The sequence below is a fragment of the Bacillus toyonensis BCT-7112 genome (genome assembly GCF_000496285.1).
GTDB classification, from domain to species: domain Bacteria; phylum Bacillota; class Bacilli; order Bacillales; family Bacillaceae_G; genus Bacillus_A; species Bacillus_A toyonensis.
The window spans coordinates 929249-948720 of the sequence record NC_022781.1; the positions used below are offsets into that span (position 1 = coordinate 929249).

At 38.6% G+C, this 19472-nt stretch carries 18 protein-coding genes and 1 pseudogene; 6 read left to right on the top strand and 13 right to left on the bottom strand.

Features of this window, described 5'->3' with window-relative positions:
- The first annotated feature begins 98 nt into the window (after window positions 1-98).
- Both BTOYO_RS28135 and BTOYO_RS27260 read left to right on the top strand, forming a co-directional pair.
- Entirely contained in the window at window positions 99-1394 is a 1296-nt protein-coding gene (locus BTOYO_RS28135) for a collagen-like repeat preface domain-containing protein (protein WP_274518932.1), read from the top strand.
- The gene (locus tag BTOYO_RS27260) at window positions 1318-3861 is read left to right on the top strand and encodes a Gly-Xaa-Xaa repeat protein (protein WP_274518933.1); all 2544 of its coding nucleotides are present in this window, start codon (window positions 1318-1320) and stop codon (window positions 3859-3861) included. The genes BTOYO_RS28135 and BTOYO_RS27260 overlap by 77 nt, the downstream gene beginning before the upstream one ends.
- Window positions 3862-3941: 80 nt before the next feature.
- Here BTOYO_RS27260 and hfq read toward each other — a convergent pair whose 3' ends face one another.
- On the bottom strand, window positions 3942-4166 hold the full coding sequence (gene hfq / locus BTOYO_RS04725; RefSeq protein WP_000813896.1) for an RNA chaperone Hfq: 225 nt from the start codon (window positions 4164-4166) through the stop codon (window positions 3942-3944).
- A 21-nt stretch (window positions 4167-4187) separates the two neighbouring features.
- Window positions 4188-5141: a tRNA (adenosine(37)-N6)-dimethylallyltransferase MiaA gene (gene miaA / locus BTOYO_RS04730; RefSeq protein WP_000504365.1), complete on the bottom strand. Its 954-nt coding sequence runs from the start codon at window positions 5139-5141 to the stop codon at window positions 4188-4190.
- Between the two features lie 181 nt (window positions 5142-5322).
- Here miaA and BTOYO_RS04735 point away from each other — a divergent pair, with 181 nt between their 5' ends.
- Window positions 5323-5568: a hypothetical protein gene (locus BTOYO_RS04735; RefSeq protein WP_000814421.1), complete on the top strand. Its 246-nt coding sequence runs from the start codon at window positions 5323-5325 to the stop codon at window positions 5566-5568.
- Between the two features lie 62 nt (window positions 5569-5630).
- On the opposite strand, the gene entD is transcribed toward BTOYO_RS04735, so the two are convergent.
- From entD to gabP, 8 genes are all read right to left on the bottom strand, one after another.
- Complete coding sequence (gene entD / locus BTOYO_RS04740) at window positions 5631-6563, bottom strand: cell wall-binding protein EntD (RefSeq protein WP_000734608.1); 933 nt, start codon at window positions 6561-6563, stop codon at window positions 5631-5633.
- Window positions 6564-6911: 348 nt separating this feature from the next.
- Window positions 6912-8768, bottom strand: a complete 1857-nt coding sequence (locus BTOYO_RS04745; protein ID WP_023441016.1) for a PTS fructose transporter subunit IIABC — start codon at window positions 8766-8768, stop codon at window positions 6912-6914.
- A gap of 13 nt (window positions 8769-8781) precedes the next feature.
- Window positions 8782-9693: a 1-phosphofructokinase gene (gene pfkB / locus BTOYO_RS04750; protein ID WP_000640839.1), complete on the bottom strand. Its 912-nt coding sequence runs from the start codon at window positions 9691-9693 to the stop codon at window positions 8782-8784.
- Window positions 9690-10442 carry a DeoR/GlpR family DNA-binding transcription regulator gene (locus BTOYO_RS04755; RefSeq protein ID WP_000957291.1) on the bottom strand — a complete coding sequence of 251 codons (753 nt, stop codon included), beginning with the start codon at window positions 10440-10442 and terminating at the stop codon, window positions 9690-9692. The genes pfkB and BTOYO_RS04755 overlap by 4 nt, the downstream gene beginning before the upstream one ends.
- Before the next feature lie 158 nt (window positions 10443-10600).
- The gene (locus tag BTOYO_RS04760) at window positions 10601-11764 is read right to left on the bottom strand and encodes an iron-containing alcohol dehydrogenase (protein WP_001179084.1); all 1164 of its coding nucleotides are present in this window, start codon (window positions 11762-11764) and stop codon (window positions 10601-10603) included.
- A gap of 117 nt (window positions 11765-11881) precedes the next feature.
- A complete protein-coding gene (locus tag BTOYO_RS04765; RefSeq protein ID WP_000228316.1) occupies window positions 11882-12424 on the bottom strand; it encodes a DUF420 domain-containing protein in 543 nt (180 codons plus the stop codon).
- Window positions 12425-12742: 318 nt separating this feature from the next.
- Complete coding sequence (locus BTOYO_RS04775) at window positions 12743-13081, bottom strand: hypothetical protein (RefSeq protein WP_002039366.1); 339 nt, start codon at window positions 13079-13081, stop codon at window positions 12743-12745.
- A gap of 133 nt (window positions 13082-13214) precedes the next feature.
- Window positions 13215-14609, bottom strand: a complete 1395-nt coding sequence (gabP, locus tag BTOYO_RS04780) for a GABA permease (RefSeq protein ID WP_000360092.1) — start codon at window positions 14607-14609, stop codon at window positions 13215-13217.
- A gap of 269 nt (window positions 14610-14878) precedes the next feature.
- Between gabP and BTOYO_RS04785 the strand changes: the two genes are divergently transcribed.
- Window positions 14879-15961: a chitinase gene (locus tag BTOYO_RS04785; RefSeq protein ID WP_000932454.1), complete on the top strand. Its 1083-nt coding sequence runs from the start codon at window positions 14879-14881 to the stop codon at window positions 15959-15961.
- A gap of 56 nt (window positions 15962-16017) precedes the next feature.
- Here BTOYO_RS04785 and BTOYO_RS04790 read toward each other — a convergent pair whose 3' ends face one another.
- Together BTOYO_RS04790 and BTOYO_RS04795 are read right to left on the bottom strand one after the other, a co-directional pair.
- Window positions 16018-17235, bottom strand: coding sequence for a M20 metallopeptidase family protein (locus BTOYO_RS04790; RefSeq protein WP_000573501.1), 1218 nt, complete (start codon window positions 17233-17235; stop codon window positions 16018-16020).
- Window positions 17236-17347: 112 nt separating this feature from the next.
- Complete coding sequence (locus BTOYO_RS04795) at window positions 17348-18241, bottom strand: metallophosphoesterase (RefSeq protein ID WP_001091710.1); 894 nt, start codon at window positions 18239-18241, stop codon at window positions 17348-17350.
- 63 nt (window positions 18242-18304) lie between these two features.
- On the opposite strand from BTOYO_RS04795, the pseudogene BTOYO_RS25945 reads away from it, so the two are divergent.
- Together BTOYO_RS25945 and BTOYO_RS04800 are read left to right on the top strand one after the other, a co-directional pair.
- Window positions 18305-18525, top strand: a pseudogene (locus tag BTOYO_RS25945) (formate/nitrite transporter family protein); the annotation flags it as partial.
- Between the two features lie 140 nt (window positions 18526-18665).
- Window positions 18666-18938, top strand: a complete 273-nt coding sequence (locus BTOYO_RS04800; RefSeq protein WP_001043903.1) for an HU family DNA-binding protein — start codon at window positions 18666-18668, stop codon at window positions 18936-18938.
- Window positions 18939-18969: 31 nt separating this feature from the next.
- Here the strand turns inward: BTOYO_RS04800 and BTOYO_RS04805 are convergent, their stop codons facing one another.
- Window positions 18970-19437, bottom strand: a complete 468-nt coding sequence (locus tag BTOYO_RS04805; RefSeq protein ID WP_000954491.1) for a GNAT family N-acetyltransferase — start codon at window positions 19435-19437, stop codon at window positions 18970-18972.
- Between the last annotated feature and the right edge of the window lie 35 nt (window positions 19438-19472).

Here is a 19472-nt window from a genome sequence, read left to right on the forward strand (position 1 = left end):
TTTTCTTTAAACAAACGATTTTATTATGACCATTTAACTAATTTTTGCATCTACTATGATGAGTTTCATTCACATTCTCATTAGAAAGGAGCGATTTAATGTCTCGTTATGACGACAGTCAAAACAAATTCTCCAAACCATGCTTTCCAAGTAGTGCCGGACGAATCTTAAACACACCATCCATCCCAATTTCTAAAGCACAAATTAGAACATTTCGAGCGATTATTAACGATTTAATTAAAATAATTCCAAAACTTTTCGCTAATCCATCCCCTAAAAACATCGAAGATTTAATTGATACATTAAACCTACTAAGTAAGTTCATCTGTTCGCTAGACGCTACTTCCTCCCTGAAAGCGCAAGGATTAGCTATTATAAAAAACTTAATAACTATATTAAGAAATCCAACCTTCGTAGCAAGTGCTGTATTTGTTGAACTCCAAATTTTAATTAATTATTTACTTTACATTACAAAGTTATTCCGAATCGATCATTGTACACTCCAAGAACTCCTTAAATTAATTGCAGAGTTACAAACTACTCTAGTTAATTCAGCTTCGTTCGGCAGAGGGCCTACTGGACCTCGAGGTAACACGGGCGCTACTGGTGCTACTGGACCTACTGGACCTCGAGGTAACACGGGCGCTACCGGTGCTACTGGACCTACTGGACCTCGAGGTAACACGGGCGCTACCGGTGCTACTGGACCTACTGGACCTCGAGGTAACACGGGCGCTACTGGTGCTACTGGACCTACTGGACCTCGAGGTAACACGGGCGCTACCGGTGCTACTGGACCTACTGGACCTCGAGGTAACACGGGCGCTACCGGTGCTACTGGACCTACTGGACCTCGAGGTAACACGGGCGCTACCGGTGCTACTGGACCTACTGGACCTCGAGGTAACACGGGCGCTACTGGACCTACTGGACCTCGAGGTAACACGGGCTCTACCGGTGCTACTGGACCTACTGGACCTCGAGGTAACACGGGCGCTACCGGTGCCACGGGCGCTACTGGACCTCAAGGTGTTCAAGGTAACACTGGCGCTACTGGTGCTACCGGTGCCACGGGCGCTACTGGACCTCAAGGTGTTCAAGGTAACACTGGCGCTACTGGTGCTACCGGTGCCACGGGACCTCAAGGTGCTCAAGGTAACACTGGCGCTACTGGACCTCAAGGTGTTCAAGGTAACACAGGGGCTACTGGTGCCACGGGCGCTACCGGACCTCAAGGCGTTCAAGGTAACACAGGGGCTACTGGTGCTACTGGTGCCACGGGACCTCAAGGTATTCAAGGTAACACAGGGGCTACTGGTGCCACGGGACCTCAAGGTATTCAAGGTAACACGGGGCTACTACGGTGCCACGGGACCTCAAGGTATTCAAGGTAACACGGGGGCTACCGGTGCCACTGGCGCTACTGGACCTCAAGGCGTTCAAGGTAACACGGGGGCTACCGGTGCCACTGGCGCTACTGGACCTCAAGGCGTTCAAGGTAACACAGGTGCCACGGGTGCTACTGGACCTCAAGGTAACACAGGGGCTACTGGCGCTACTGGTGCCACTGGACCTCAAGGTGTTCAAGGTAACACAGGTGCTACTGGTGCCACTGGCGCTACTGGACCTCAAGGCGTTCAAGGTAACACAGGTGCTACTGGGGCTACCGGTGCCACTGGCGCTACTGGACCTCAAGGTGTTCAAGGTAACACTGGTGCCACGGGTGCTACTGGACCTCAAGGTAACACAGGGGCTACTGGTGCTACTGGTGCCACTGGCGCTACTGGACCTCAAGGCGTTCAAGGTAACACGGGGGCTACCGGTGCCACTGGCGCTACTGGACCTCAAGGTGTTCAAGGTAACACTGGTGCCACGGGTGCTACTGGACCTCAAGGTAACACTGGTGCTACTGGCGCTACTGGTGCCACTGGACCTCAAGGTGTTCAAGGTAACACTGGTGCTACTGGTGCCACGGGCGCTACTGGACCTCAAGGCGTTCAAGGTAACACTGGTGCTACTGGTGCCACGGGCGCTACTGGACCTCAAGGTGTTCAAGGTAACACAGGTGCTACTGGTGCCACGGGCGCTACCGGACCTCAAGGCGTTCAAGGTAACACTGGTGCTACTGGTGCTACTGGTGCCACGGGACCTCAAGGTATTCAAGGTAACACAGGGGCTACTGGTGCCACGGGACCTCAAGGTATTCAAGGTAACACGGGGGCTACCGGTGCCACGGGCGCTACTGGACCTCAAGGCGTTCAAGGTAACACAGGTGCCACGGGGGCTACTGGACCTCAAGGTAACACAGGTGCTACTGGCGCTACTGGTGCCACTGGACCTCAAGGTGTTCAAGGTAACACAGGTGCCACGGGGGCTACTGGACCTCAAGGTAACACAGGTGCTACTGGCGCTACTGGTGCCACTGGACCTCAAGGTGTTCAAGGTAACACTGGTGCTACTGGTGCCACTGGCGCTACTGGACCTCAAGGCGTTCAAGGTAACACAGGTGCTACTGGTGCTACCGGTGCCACGGGCGCTACTGGACCTCAAGGTGTTCAAGGTAACACAGGTGCCACGGGTGCTACTGGACCTCAAGGTAACACAGGTGCTACTGGTGCCACTGGACCTCAAGGCGTTCAAGGTAACACAGGTGCTACTGGTGCTACCGGTGCCACTGGCGCTACTGGACCTCAAGGTGTTCAAGGTAACACAGGTGCCACGGGTGCTACTGGACCTCAAGGTAACACAGGTGCTACTGGCGCTACTGGTGCCACTGGACCTCAAGGTGTTCAAGGTAACACAGGTGCTACTGGCGCTACTGGTATAGGAGTTACCGGACCTACTGGACCTTCTGGTGGACCTACTGGACCTACTGGACCTCAAGGTGTTCAAGGTAACACGGGGGCTACGGGGGCTACCGGACCTCAAGGTGCTCAAGGTAACACAGGCGCTACCGGGCCTCAAGGTGCTCAAGGTAACACAGGCGCTACCGGGCCTCAAGGTATTCAAGGTAACACGGGTGCTACTGGTGCCACGGGGCCTCAAGGCGCTCAAGGTAACACAGGCGCTACTGGCGCTACCGGACCTCAAGGCGTTCAAGGTAACACGGGCGCTACTGGACCTCAAGGCGCTCAAGGTAACACAGGCGCTACTGGCGCTACCGGACCTCAAGGCGTTCAAGGTAACACAGGTGCTACTGGTGCTACCGGACCTCAAGGCGCTCAAGGTAACACAGGCGCTACTGGCGCTACCGGACCTCAAGGCGTTCAAGGTAACACAGGTGCTACTGGTGCTACCGGACCTCAAGGCGTTCAAGGTAACACAGGTGCTACTGGTGCTACCGGACCTCAAGGTGTTCAAGGTATCCAAGGACCAACGGGTGCCACTGGCGCTACTGGTATAGGAGTTACTGGACCAACCGGACCTTCTGGCGGACCTACTGGGCCTACTGGACCTACTGGACCTAGCTTCCCTGTAGCAACAATTGTTGTAACAAATAACATTCAACAAACAGTACTGCAATTTAATAACTTTATTTTTAGTACTGCAATTAACGTAAACAATATGATCTTTAACGGCACAAATACAGTTACTGTTATTAACGCTGGCATTTATGTAATTAGCGTATCCATCGCTACAACTGCGCCAGGATGTGCTCCACTTGGAGTAGGAATTTCAATTAATGGAGCAGTCGCAACTGACAACTTCTCTTCAAGTTTAATAGGTGACTCACTTTCATTTACTACAATTGAAACGTTAGCAGCTGGTGCAAACATCTCTGTCCAATCTACTCTTAACGAGATTACGATCCCTGCAACAGGAAATACTAACATTCGCCTTACTGTATTTAGAATCGCTTAAATTTCACTATGTATTGTTTATGACAAATAAAAAAAGAGCGAGAAACTCGCTCTTTTTTTGTTATGTACAATAATTCATTACTACTCTAATTCAATCGAAACATTTTTTTGTGGTACGAATGTAGAAATTGCATGTTTATAAATAAGCTGTTGCTTACCTTCTGTTTCCAGTAGGACTGTAAAATTATCAAATCCTTTAATTAATCCACGAAGCTGGAAACCATTTAATAAGTACAGCGTAACAAACGTATTTTCTTTACGGAGTTGATTTAAAAACTGATCTTGAATATTGATTGATTGCTTCATGTCGAATCCTCCTCTTTTTCTCTACTTACTATTATTCGACTTTAGTTGTAACTTTCCTTCTATGTATCGTAAAATTTCTGACGTTTTTTCACCATCTGTAACATCAAACCATGTGACATCCATTTTATTACGGAACCACGTTAATTGACGTTTTGCATAACGACGTGAATTCGTCTTTAATTGTGATACCGCTTCTTCTAAAGAGACACGATTCTCAAAATAATCATATACCTCTTTATACCCAATCGCTTGAATAGATTGACAATCTCTTATCCCACGATTATACAGCCCTTCTACTTCCTCTAATAAACCTTGTTCCATCATTAAATCCACTCGTAAGTTAATGCGATCGTATAGCATTTCTCGATCCATTGTCAAGCCAATTAATGAAACATCATATAATAACTCGTTTTCTTGTTTTTCGAGTTGATCACTCATTTTTTCGCCCGTCGTGTGGAAAATTTCTAACGCCCGAATGACACGACGCACATTATTAGCATGAATACGCTCCGCGCTTTCTGGATCTACTTCTTGCAATTTTTCATGTACATATTCCACACCACGTTCTTGAGCTAGCTTTTCCATTTGCTCTCGGTATATAGCATCACCAGCATCATCTGTAAACTGATAATCGAATAAAACTGATTGTATATAAAGACCGGTTCCACCAACAATAATCGGTAATTTACCCCGCTCTGTAATTTCTCGAATATGTTTACGAACACGTTCTTGAAATTCTGCGACAGAAAATGAATCTTCCGGATCTTTTATATCGACCATATAATGTGGAATTCCGTCCATCTCTTCTTTTGTCACCTTTGCTGTTCCAATGTCCATCGTGCGATAAATCTGCATGGAATCTCCACTTATAATTTCACCATTCAACGCTTTGGCAAGGTCAATACTTAACTTCGTCTTTCCAACAGCAGTTGGTCCAATGATGACAGCAACCTTTTCGCGTTGCATTTCTCCCATATCATTCAACTCTCTTTATGTAATATACTCCATCTATTGATTATATCCAATCTTAACAATTTTAACGGTACGATTGCAAGTTCTTTCATTCTGGTACATGAAATTTCATATAAAAAAGAACATAGTTTGTCCAATTCTGCATACACATGATAAAAAATAGCTTTGAGAGGATGAGTTGACTATGAAACAATCTACCATCAATTTTTCATCTTTAACAAAAGACCTTATTTTAGCCACTGCTACAAAAGAACAAAACTGTTCACAAGAAGAATTATACTTCGCTCTAAATTGTTTGCTACGTTCTTTTCATTCTACGCTCCAAGAAACAACATTACATCCAGAAAATAAAAATACAGAGTATATGCAGACTCAATTTTGCAGTGCATATAAAATTCTTACAGGTACAACTATTTATCCCTTTCAATAATCCATAAAAAGCGGTTGCTTGAAAATATGTAAGCAACCGCTTTTTAAATTAATACATATACACTATTGTATAACTTTCACTTTTACAGACTTACGGCCCCAGCTATTAGCACTACCATCTGAGCCCACTAATACATCAATACGATTTCCTTTAATAGCACCACCAGTATCTCCAGCAATCGCTTCTCCATATCCTTCTACCCATACTTTCGATCCAAGTGGAATTACCTTTGGATCAACAGCAATTACTTTCATATTTGGATTCGCTGTTAAATCATGCCCCATTGCAGTTAATACACGACCACCATACGTACCATTCTCACTTGGATTTGCTGTATACGCCGTCGCTTCTACTGTTATTTCACGTCCACCAGCAGGGGCACTTGTTTGAGTAGATTTCGCAACTTGTTTCGTAGTTGACTGCTGTTTTACCACAGGTTTATTTGATTCTACATTCTTAACAGACTCTTTGCTCTTAACTGCTTTATTATTTTTAACCGGCGTATTTACTCTTTCCGGCACTTCTTCTTGCGTTACAACTTCTTTCTTTTCAATTACCGGTGCCGTCCCTGTTAAAAATGGCACGTGAACATATGCAACTTTTCCATTGTAGTCGAATTGTAACCATTCATTTTGAACTTGATTTGTCGTTTCAATCAAATCATTTTTATTAAATTTACCAAGAATTTCAGAGTCAGTATTCGCTCCAGCACGAATATTTAATACATTCGCAGTTACATAATACGTACTTTTAGTAAATTCAGCACTTACAAATGCTTCTTTACCGTCTAATTTAATTTTCGACCATCCGTTTTCTGTATTTATAACATCTAATTTATTTCCACTTAACATTTTACCTACAAGCTTTGACTCTACATTTGGGTTTTCTCTCACATTTAATACGTCTGTTGTTACAATCGTTTCTGCTTTCGCAGAACCTGCAAAAATCCCAAGACCAAAAACTGCCGCTGTTGCTATACCTAATAATTTTTTCATGAATAGCCTCCATTTGCTTTGTTTTCGTATTTTCATTATAGCAACAGATTTTTTAGTTTTTTAGAAATCACACAATTACAAAGCATTCGTAATATACGATTAACGAGTTGTAACATAAATTTCCATATTAATAAAATGCCTTTTCAATAGAAACCCCAATATTTTTCATATATTTTCCACATACAAGCATGAAAATTTTTTTCCAAAAAAAATTACAGTATTACTGTTTTGTTACAAAAAAACCATATTCCATTACATCTTTTACCATAAAACATCATTCTCCAATTATTAATCTCTTTTTTTGTAATAAAAAAGAGTAACTTATAGTAGCTACTCCTTTTTCATTTGTTATTTAACTTTCTTTTTCCAAATTCCCATCATAAGAGCAGAAATAGCTGTCCCTACTAGTATAGAGAAAATATATAGCAACGGTTTATTTACTAATGCTATAACAAATAACCCACCATGTGGTGCCGGTAATGTAATTTGGAATAACATAGATAACGCACCTGCAATACTTGAACCAACAACACAACTTACAATTACTCGAATCGGATCTGCAGCTGCAAATGGAATTGCACCTTCTGTAATAAACGATGCTCCCATAATATAATTTGTTAAACCAGATTTACGTTCCGCTTCTGTAAACTTTGTTTTAAAGAATGTAGTTGCAAATGCAATTGCAAGTGGCGGTACCATACCACCAGCCATAACAGCAGAGTGAACTCCAAAGTTCTGCGCTTCTATTGCAGCAATACCAAATGTAAATGCGGCTTTATTAATTGGACCACCCATATCGATTGCCATCATACCACCTAAAATAAGACCTAGTAATATAGCATTTGTACCGTTCAAACCATTTAACCATCCTGTTAACATTTCATTCAATGCTACTACAGGTGGATTTACTACTTTTTGCATTACAACTCCTGTAATTAACAATCCAAAGACTGGATATAACAAAACAGGTTTAATTCCTTCTAACTGCGCTGGTAATCCTGAAAATAATCTTTTCAATCCTAAAACAACATATCCAGCTAAGAAACCAGCAATTAATCCACCTAAAAACCCAGCATTCGCATGTGCCGCTAAAAATCCTCCGACAACACCAGGCATAAAACCAGGACGATCAGCAATAGAACTCGCAATAAATCCAGCTAAAATTGGTACAAGGAATAAAAACGCCCCTGTTTTTCCTCCACCAATAGACATGAACAATTCAGCTAATGGACCTTCCGACTTTATACCACCAAACGAAAACGCTAGCGCTATTAAAATTCCACCGCCAACAACAAACGGAAGCATATTACTTACACCGCTCATTAAATGCTTATAAATTCCTAATCCTTTTTCCTTCTCTATACTCTCTGACTTCCCATTCTCTTTTACACCTTTAAAGATTGGTGCATCTTGTTTGACAGCTCGATTAAGAAGCTTTTCCGTTTTTCTAATCCCATCAGCTACTGGCACTTGAATGACATGTTTTCCAGCAAAACGATTCACTTCTACTTGTTTATCTGCCGCAACGATAATGGCCGTTGCACGTTCAATGTCCTCTTTCGTTAAACCGTTTTTTATACCTGTTGATCCGTTCGTTTCAACTTTAATCGCAATCCCTAACTCTGCCGCTTTCGCTTTCAAACTATCAGCAGCCATATATGTGTGAGCGATTCCAGTCGGACAAGCTGTAACAGCTAATACGTATGGTTCATCCCCTTCTGGTTTCGCTACTTCAACTTCTTCTTCTTTTTCATTCTCTTTTTCATCAAATAAGCGAAGAAGCTCCTCTTCATCCTTCGCTTCTAATAATTGCTTGCGAAAGCCTTCATCCATTAATAATGTAGAAAGACGGGACAACGTTTCTAAATGTGTATTATTCGCTCCTTCACTTGCAGCAATCATAAAGAATAAATGTGCAGGCTGTCCGTCAAGCGATTCATAATTGATACCGCTTACACTTCTACCAAAACAAATCGCCGGTTGCTTAACAGCCTTCGTCTTCGCATGAGGTATGGCAATGCCTTCCCCAATTCCAGTCGTACTTTGGGACTCCCGCTTTAAAATAGCTTCTTTAAATTCCGTTTTACTATTTAAACGATTTGCCCCACTTAATTTCTCAACTAATTCATCTATGACAGCTTCTTTATTTGAAGCTGTCAAATTCATAATGACTGTATCCCTTTTTAATAGTTCTGTAATTTTCATATGTTACTTCCCCCTATCGCTTAACTACAATTACTTGCGACAATAATTCTTCTACTTTTTCCTTTTTACATAAATCTGCCGAAAATGCTGTTGCACTCCCTGTTGCAACGCCATATTGGAATGCCTTTTCAATTTCTTTTGTCTGTTCGTATTTACCTACAAATCCAGCAACGAGAGAATCTCCTGCCCCAACTGAATTAATAACAACACCTTTTGGAACAGTTGCTTCATATATACCTTCTGCCGTAAATAATAAAGCTCCATCTCCGGCCATTGATACAATAACGTTCTCTACACCTTGTTCGACTAATTTTCTTCCATACGGTAAAATCTCTTCTACCGTTGAAAGCTCCACTCCAAATAACTCACCAAGTTCATGATGATTTGGCTTTATTAAAAATGGCTTATTTTTAATTACATGTTGCAGTGCACTTCCACTTGCATCTACTACTACACGAATACCTTTTTCAGCTCCAAACGCAGCAATTGATTCATAAAAGGTATTTTGAATAGAAGCCGGTATACTTCCAGCAAGTACAACACAATCTTCACGTTGCATACTTTCAATTTTTTTCATCAATTGTCCAAACTGTTCTTTTGTCACAATAGGACCTTGTCCATTTAATTCTGTTTCTTCTTCCCCTTTTATTTTTACATTAATTCTAGTATCTTCATCTACTTGGACGAAATTTGTTGTTACACCTTCATCATGTAATACATCTTGAATAAACTGACCAGTAAATCCACCAGTAAATCCAAGTGCAACATTTTCAACACCTAAACGATGAAGAACGCGAGAAACATTAATCCCTTTTCCTCCAGGGAACTTCATATCTTTCTCTGCCCGATTTACTGTGCCTAAATCGAAAGAATTAACTTGTACTACATAATCAATAGATGGGTTTAAAGTAACTGTATAGATCATTGTTTATCAGCCTCAATTACATTGGTTTGTCTTTTATATTTTTCTAAATCAATTTCTAAATGGTTTGTAATAATATTTGCATCTTCAACATTGGCAATTTTCGCAAACGCAACTTCTGAAAACTTACTTTCATCAATTAAGAAATACCCTTCGTTCGCTAATGTTAATGCCATTTGTTTTAAAAGCGCTTCTTCTGGATCTGGTGTTGTAAAACCAAACTGTTCATGTACGCCATTCGCTCCTAAAAAACATTTATCAAAGCGATACTTCTGCATACTTTCCTGTGCCATCGCACCAATTAAAGCCTTCGTCCTACTCTTCATCATTCCGCCTAGTAAATACGCACGAATATTATTTTCAACTAAAGCTTCAATATGCATAAGTCCATTCGTCACGACAGTAACATCTTTATTTATTAGAAATGGAATCATTTCAAATGTTGTACTTCCTGCATCTAAATAAATACAATCCCCTTGTTCCACAATAGTAGCTGCATACTTAGCAATTTGATGTTTTATTTGAATGTTTTTGGATGATTTTTCAGTCATCGTTGGCTCCTGTCCCTTTGCTGTTAAAACAGAGGCACCACCATGAACTCTTTTTAATAACCTTTGTTTTTCTAATTGTGCTAAATCACGACGAATTGTTGATTCAGAGCTTTCTGTTCTTTCAACTAATTGCTGTAATTTAACTACTTTCTGTTCTTTTACAAGTTGCAATATCATTTGATGACGTTCAGGAGTTAACATTTTACTCACCTCTTCTTTGATTACAGTATAATGAAAACGATCACAAAAATCAACCATATACATTCATAAATAATCAAAAACAATCAAAAACAGTTATAGACAACAAAAAAGAAACCCATTTGATTGTTATATCAAATGGGTTTCTTTTCTCGATTCACTTATAAAGAAGCTTTATATATGTTTAAAACATCATCTTTATTTAATTTTTTAAAGTTACCAAATTCACCATAAGCCATCGCTTTATCCGCCATTAAATCAATTTCATTTTCTCCAATAGTATAATCAGATAATGCTACTGGCGCCTCAATTGAAGTCCAAAATTGACGCAGTGCCTCAATTCCTTCTAACGCCACTTCTTTATCTGTTTTGCCATCTGTTTCTATATCAAATACACGAATAGCGAACTGTTTAAAACGACTTACATTTTCATCTATAACATGCTTCATCCAATTCGGGAATAGAATTGCAAGGCCGCCGCCGTGTGGTATGTCATGAACAGCAGAAACTGCATGCTCAATATTATGAGTTGCCCAGTCTCCTTTTACTCCCATTGCTAAAATGCCGTTTAACGCCATAGTACCGCAATATAAAATTGTTTCCCTATGCTCATAATTTTCTAGATCACTTAAAAGCTTAGGAGCTGTTTCAATTACTGTTCTTAAAACAGATTCACAATAACGATCTTGTAGTTCTGTATTTGTTCCATGATGGAAATATTGCTCTAATACGTGTGACATAATATCTACCATACCGTAAATTGTTTGATCTTTCGGTACAGACGCAGTATGAACTGGATCTAAGATTGAAAACTGCGGGAAAGTAACCGGGCTACCCCAGCCGTATTTTTCATTCGTTTCCCAGTTTGTAATTACCGAGCCTGCATTCATTTCAGATCCTGTTGCTGCAAGAGTAAGTACAGTACCAAATGGTAATGCCTCGCTAGCAAATGCTTTTTTCGTTACAATATCCCATACATCTCCATCGTACTTACTACCAGCGGCAATCGCTTTCGTACAGTCGATTACACTTCCTCCACCAACTGCTAAAATAAATTCGACACCATTTTCTTTACAAATTTGAATCCCTTTTTTTACTGTTGATACACGAGGATTCGGTTCAACACCAGTCAATTCAAATACTTCCGCATTTATATCTTTTAAAATAGAAATTACATTATCATATATACCGTTTCTTTTAATGCTGCCTCCTCCATATACGAGAAGAACTTTTTTACCGAACTGTGGAATTTCAGTTTTTAACTGCTCTAATTGTCCTTTACCGAAAATAAGTTTTGTCGGATTACGAAATACAAAATTTTGCATATCTTTTTACCATCCCTTCTATTTAAAAAGCAACTATACTTTTGTATACCATATTTTTTTCATTTCACAAAAATATTTGCTTAACAAAAAAATCCCAGCCTTTAGGGCTGAGATTTTTTATTGATAATAAGGTGAGATCATTAAGTAAACAATAACACCAGATAGACTTACATATAGCCAAATTGGCATCGTCCATCGTACAATTTTACGGTGACGTGTTAATTGATTCGTAAAACCAAATACAAGTGCGAACAATGCAAGTGGTACAATAATTGCCGCAAGGATAATATGTGTAATTAAAATGATGAAGTACACATATTTAATAAATCCTTCCCCGCCAAAATGTGTTGCTGGCGCCAAGTAATGATACGATAAATACGAAACACAGAATAGCAAAGTCGTCGTGAATGCCGCAAGAATGAAACCACGGTGCATTTTCACATTCTTTTTAATAATAGAGTATAAAGCTGCTAATAAGAATACGAACGTAAAGCTATTAAAAATTGCATTTAACATTGGTAAAATCGTTACATCAAAATGTACTTCTCCTTCATAGCCAACAGGTCCAAAGAACAAAAATAAAATAATCGCATTTACAATTACAGAAAGCGTTATCACAATAGGAGCATAGCTTTTCTGATTTGTTGATTGATCCACCAAAATGGTCACTCCCTCTTCCTTCAAATATGTATACGTAACCTCACTATTTTAACATATTATTCACAGTGTAAATGTGACAATAGTTTGACACAGTAAGACAAGACAAAGAAAAAAATCCTTCTTAATAAAACTTCTTAAGAAGGATTTTATCGCTTTATTATTCAAATAGCAATGCAATTAGTTTTTGTTAAAAAACGTATTGCTATATGCTTGAAAAATTTCAGATACTTGATATCCCATTAATGAAATTGCTGTTAATGAAAAGAAACCAATCATAAGAAATCGAAACCACATATAAATCTCCTCCTTGTATTTAGCTTAAAAAACGTTAGCTATATTACAAGTTACGTGGCACTCTTCATCATCACTTTCTTTCTTCTTTACAATTGCTGTTATAAATCGAATCATAAAGAATAGAACAAAAGGAATTTGTTCGTAATTCACCTTGGCATAGTTCAGCAACGGCTCGCGCTGCACATCGAACGGGGATGAGAAGGAATAGAACATACCTTGCTCTTCCATATATACAATTACAATTTTCATGCAAAATACTATTCCTAGAAACGAAACAATATCTTGCCATTCTGTCGTATATAACAGGTTATACAGCTCTAATACGTACTCTTCCATCATCATCCCCCCTTCCTTTTTTACCATTTTGCTCGCCTTCGTATAAAAAGTCAAGAAAAAAGTTTATATTCACTATGACAATAGTAATTACTCGTTTCTATGTTTATATATGATTCTTTTATAGCAATGATTGGGTGTAACTCTATTCCAAAACAATAAATTAGAATCGAACGGATTCTTCATTTCTACTTTTAGGTTTCAAAACTGTGCTATTTTTATTTCTATTAAAAATAAAATAAGAAAGTATTATAAGAACAGTAACAAGCATCGTTAAAAGTGCTTGTGGACGCAAAGATTCAATTGCAAGCATTGCAACTAAAACTGCTATAATAGCAGCAATTGTAACATACGTTACATATGGGAAAAGCCACATTTTCACTTTCAAATTTCTTTGTTCTACTTTTCCCATTTTTTTACGCATCTTTAAATGCGAAACTGCAATAACGAGATAAACGAGTAACGCGATCCCACCAGAAGCATTCACTAAAAATAAAAATACTTTATCTGGAGATATGTAACTAAAAACAACTCCAATATAAGCGAAGAAAGTTCCAAATAAAACTGCTCGAACTGGAACACCACTACTGTTCAATTTTAAAAACACCTTTGGAGCATCTCCTCTTTCTGCCATCGAAAAAAGCATTCTTGAGTTTGTATATAAGCCCGAATTTAAACAAGAGAGTACAGCTGTTAAAACGATAAAATTCATAATTTGTGCTGCCGCTGGTATTCCTATATGTTCAAGTACCGCTACAAATGGACTTTTTAGTATGTTTGCTGAATTCCACGGAAGGAGTGTAACGACTATAGCAATAGATCCAATGAAAAATACGAGAATACGCCAAATTACACTATTTGTTGCTGTTTTTACTGCTTTTACAGGCTCAGCAGACTCACCAGCCGCTACTGCTACAATCTCTGACCCCATAAATGAAAATATAACGACGGTAATTCCAAGCAGCACCGAACTTATCCCATTTGGCATAAATCCCCCTTGTCCTACTAAATTTGAAGTGCCAGGTGCTTCCGTTCCTGGTACAAATCCTAAAATAACAGCAAGTCCAAGACAAAGGAATAAGACGATACTTATTACTTTAATAAAAGAAAACCAATATTCAAACTCTCCAAATGATTTCACTGAAAAAACATTCGTCAACGTTAATAAAATCGTTAATATTAGGCTTAATAACCAGAGTGGGATGTCTGGAATCCAGTATTGAATAATACCAGCACCTGCTGTGGCTTCTATTGCAATAACAATTACCCAGAAAAACCAATATAGCCACCCAATTGTATACCCGGCCCATGGACCAATAGCTTCTCGTGCATATGTTGCAAATGAACCACTTGTCGGGTTAATAGCTGCCATTTCCCCCAACATTCTCATGACGAAAATGACTAAAAGTCCTGCTAATGCATATGAAACGATAGAACCTGGCCCGGCCGAATGTACAACTGCACCACTTCCAACAAACAAACCAGCCCCTATTACACCACCAATTGAGATCATCGTAATGTGGCGTATTTTTAGGTCTTTCTTAAGATTTTTATCCAAATCTTGTACATCCCCTTCCAAACTTTATTTTGAAATTTATGTAAGAGTATTATGCAAAAAACCTTGTCTTACATTTCTTAATATATCAAAATATTCTGAATTTAAAAATTATAAATCCACCTCCTTCATAAATTATTACATTAGGTTTAATAATTTTCCATACACAATTGTTGAGAAAATTATTAAACCTAACAAAAGATAAAATTTTCAGATATCATTAAAGAAACAAGATTATACATCTAGACAACTTTTCGTATAGGAGTGTTGATATGTTAAACAAGTTCAAATTCATTTGTTGTATGTTAGTAATTTTCTTACTGCTACCGCTAGCCCCCTTCCAAACAAAAGCAGCAAACAATTTAGGATCAAAATTACTCGTTGGATATTGGCATAACTTTGATAACGGTACTGGCATTATTAAATTAAAAGATGTTTCACCAAAATGGGATGTAATAAATGTATCTTTCGGTGAAACTGGTGGTGATCGTTCCACTGTTGAATTTTCCCCTGTGTATGGTACAGATGCAGAGTTCAAATCTGATATTTCCTATTTAAAAAGTAAAGGAAAAAAAGTAGTTCTTTCAATAGGTGGACAAAATGGAGTCGTTTTACTTCCTGACAATGCCGCTAAACAACGTTTTATTAATTCCATACAATCTCTAATCGATAAATACGGTTTTGATGGAATGGATATTGACCTTGAATCAGGTATTTACTTAAACGGCAATGACACTAATTTTAAAAACCCAACAACTCCTCAAATCGTGAATCTTATCTCAGCAATTCGAACGATTTCAGACCATTACGGCCCAGATTTCCTACTAAGCATGGCCCCTGAAACAGCTTATGTTCAAGGCGGGTATAGCGCATATGGAAGCATATGGGGTGCATATTTACCAATTATTTACGGAGTGAAAGACAAACTAACTTATATTCACGTTCAACACTATAATGCTGGTAGCGGCATTGGGATGGACGGTAATAATTATAATCAAGGAACCGCAGACTACGAGGTCGCGATGGCAGATATGCTCTTACATGGCTTTCCTGTAGGCGGTAATCCAAATAATATTTTCCCCGCTCTTCGTTCAGATCAAGTAATGATTGGACTTCCGGCGGCACCAGCAGCAGCTCCAAGTGGCGGGTATATTTCTCCAACTGAAATGAAAAAAGCTTTAAATTATATCATTAAAGGCGTTCCTTTCGGAGGAAAGTATAAGCTTTCTAATCAAAATGGCTACCCTGCATTTCGTGGTCTAATGTCTTGGTCCATTAATTGGGATGCAAAAAACAACTTTGAATTCTCCAATAACTACAGAACATATTTTGATGCTATTCCTTTGCAAAAATAATAAAAAACAGCACTAGGTTATATAAAGTAACCTATTGCTGTTTTTATTTATGTAAATTACTTTTTCACATCCATATCTACAGTACGAAGAGATTCATCTCCATTTCGTAAATAGCTATTTACGAGACTTAAAAGTAACTTCCCACCAACTAACATTGCACGTTCATCAAAATCAAATTGAGGATGATGATGCGGATATGTTGCTCCTATTTCTTCATTACCCGCACCTGTGAAGAAAAATGCTCCTGGAACATGTTCTAAGTAGTATGCAAAATCTTCACCACCCATAATAGGCGGCACTTCAATGACCCTTTCTCTTCCAAGATCACGTTCTGCAACCTCCATAAAATGACTCGTTTCCTCTACATGATTTATTAATATTGGATAGCCACGTTTATATTGAATATTAACTTCAGCCTGAAGAGACTGACAAATCCCCTCAACAACTCGTCTAAATTCCTTCTCCATATATTCTCTTACTTCAGGATCTAACGTTCGAATGGTTCCTGTAAACGTAGCAGTATCCGCAATAATATTATCCGCTTGACCAGCATGGAATGTACCAACTGTTAAAACTACGGATTGAAGTGGATCGACTTTTCTACTAACTAACAGTTGCAACTGGTTAATAATTTGTGTTGCAACAATAATAGCATCTACAGTATGATGTGGCATACCTCCGTGACCACCTCGCCCTTGAACCTTCACCTCAAAAGAATCAGCTGCCGCCATCATTGCTCCTGCTTTCGCACCAACAATTCCTACAGGCATTTGAGAAGATACATGCGTACCAAAAACAACATCTACTCCTTCTAAACAACCATCCTCAATCATAGCGATAGCCCCGCCAGGCTCTTTCTCTTCTGCATGTTGGTGTATAAGAACTATTTTTCCAGAAAGTTGGTCTCTATGATCACTTAATATTTTTGCAACTCCTAAAAGTGTTGCTGTATGTCCATCATGGCCACAAGCGTGCATTACGCCCGGAACCTTTGATTTATATGAAACTTTCTTTTCATCTTGAATAGGTAGTGCATCAAAATCAGCACGCAACGCGATTGTCTTCCCAGATTTCCCACCTTCAATTACGCCGATGATTCCTCTTTCCCCGACATCTGTTTTCACATCAATATGAAAACTTTTTAAGATTGCAGCTATTTTTTTCGGTGTTTCTATTTCTTGAAACGATAGCTCTGGGTATTGATGAAAATCTCTTCGCCACGAAACCATTTGGTTATACAAACTTTCCAACTCTTTATGCCATGTTTCTATCATAGAAATTCCCCTTTCTTTTTTAACACTTTAAATTTAATTTACATAACATTCTGTATTTAATCAATAAAAAGGAGAACTTTCTCTGAAAGTCCTCCTACTATTCTAGAATCGTCTAATTACTATTTTGCTTCAACACAAATACTGAAAGTTCAGGTACACTCCAAAATCTAACCGGCATTCGGGTTGTCCCAATACCTCGATTTACATATAAATGTAACGGCTTATTCTTCCCTTCTAATTCATACATACCTTCAACATAGCTCTCAGCTAATTTTGTAGTAATTAATGGACCTATAAAAGGAATTTGAACTTGTCCTCCGTGACTATGCCCTGAAACTTGAAAATCAACTGGATAACAAGCTACTTTGTCTACAACATCCGGCTCATGTACTAATAGCATATTGAAATCTTGTTGCCTTACATGTTTTAAAGTCGCGTCTATTTGTGGCTTCCCTAATAAGAAATCATCCAAGCCTGATATTGTAATATATTTGCCGTTTCCCACTTTAATTTTCTGCACTTCATTTACTAATACAGAAAAACCAGCTTCCTCCATATACTTTTTATAAAACACACTACCACCCCCGCCCCTATCATGATTCCCAAACACAGCATATTTCCCTAAGGGAGCATTAATTTTCTGCAAAATAACCTTCGCTTCATCTTTTTCCGCACTATAAGATCCAAACTTATCTATTAAATCTCCTGTGAAAACAACTATATCTGGATGCAATTCATTCATCTTCTCCACCAAATTTTCTAGTTGTTTCAATGTAAACTCTGGTCCTAAATGTACATCTGAGAATTGCAATATTTTTTTATTATTAAACTCTTTAGGAATCGTCGGGGCTTCTATTTCATTCCACGTAACTGTTATTAGTTTTCGTTCTATTTCTGTCGCATAGAAATACAAGCTTACTGGAATCATTACTATACTTATGAAACTTATAATAAGTTTCTTTAAGATTGATTTTTTTTGTTCTTTTTTTACATGATGCGTATTCATGTTTTCACCTCTAGATGTAGTTTAAAATCCTTTTGTTACATTGATGTGACAACATGAAAAAAATTGGGGTTTCAACACGTTGTAGCAAATATGTTTGTTATCCCAGCTGCAATTTTTACCGGTCATGTAACTTGGATTGAATATTTCCCAAACTTCTTGTTTTCTTTGGGAATTTAGTAGGCGGTTTGTATTTTGTAGAACTACCTTATTTCATATCTTATAATAAGAAACTACCTACAAATAAAGAGAAGACTGAAATACAGAACAAATCTATATCCGCTTAAATGGAATGGTTATAAAGTAGGCTAAAAAATATTACAAATTTCATTTTTTTCGTGAATATATCTACGTACACTTGTTCTCGAATGTTTTATACGTTATAATAACAACTTAAATAGCATTATTTACATATGAGGTGAAAAACATGAATAAAACAGAATTAATTAAAAACGTAGCACAAAATGCTGAGATTTCTCAAAAAGAAGCTACTGTAGTTGTACAAACTGTAGTAGAATCAATCACTAACGCTTTAGCTGCTGGTGAAAAAGTACAACTTATCGGATTCGGTACATTCGAAGTTCGTGAAAGAGCTGCTCGTACAGGCCGTAACCCACAAACTGGTGAAGAAATGCAAATCGCAGCTTCTAAAGTACCTGCTTTCAAAGCTGGTAAAGAACTAAAAGAAGCTGTAAAATAATGAAAAAATAGCCTTCTCGTTTATGAGAAGGCTATTTTTTCATAACATAATTAATAAAAATCTGACCATTGTGCTGTTTTTTTTGTTCCTTTATGCAAATAAAACCTTTCCTTTCAAAGAAAGATTTTGCTGTAATACTCGCCTCTGTATATATATCCCCGTGCCCTAAGTTCACTGCTTCTTTTTCTAACTTCTGTAATATGTATGAAGCTACCCCTTTTCCTTGATAATCTTTATGCGTAAATAAGCGATCTATGTAATGCTCATCATTATAATCCCCAAACCCCACTATCACACCTCTATACTCAGCAACGTAACAAATATTCTTTTCTAAAGACTGTAGCCATCTTTCTCTATCTAGTCGCTTTGGCGCCCATGCCTGTAGCTGTAACTCGTTATAATCTCTTGCATTCACCGTATGAACTGTTTCATAGAACAATTGTAATACTGTTTCTAAATCCTCTTTCTGGAATGTCCTAATTATAATATCCGTTAACATATATGAGTCTCCTTACTAAACTAACACTCGGCTTT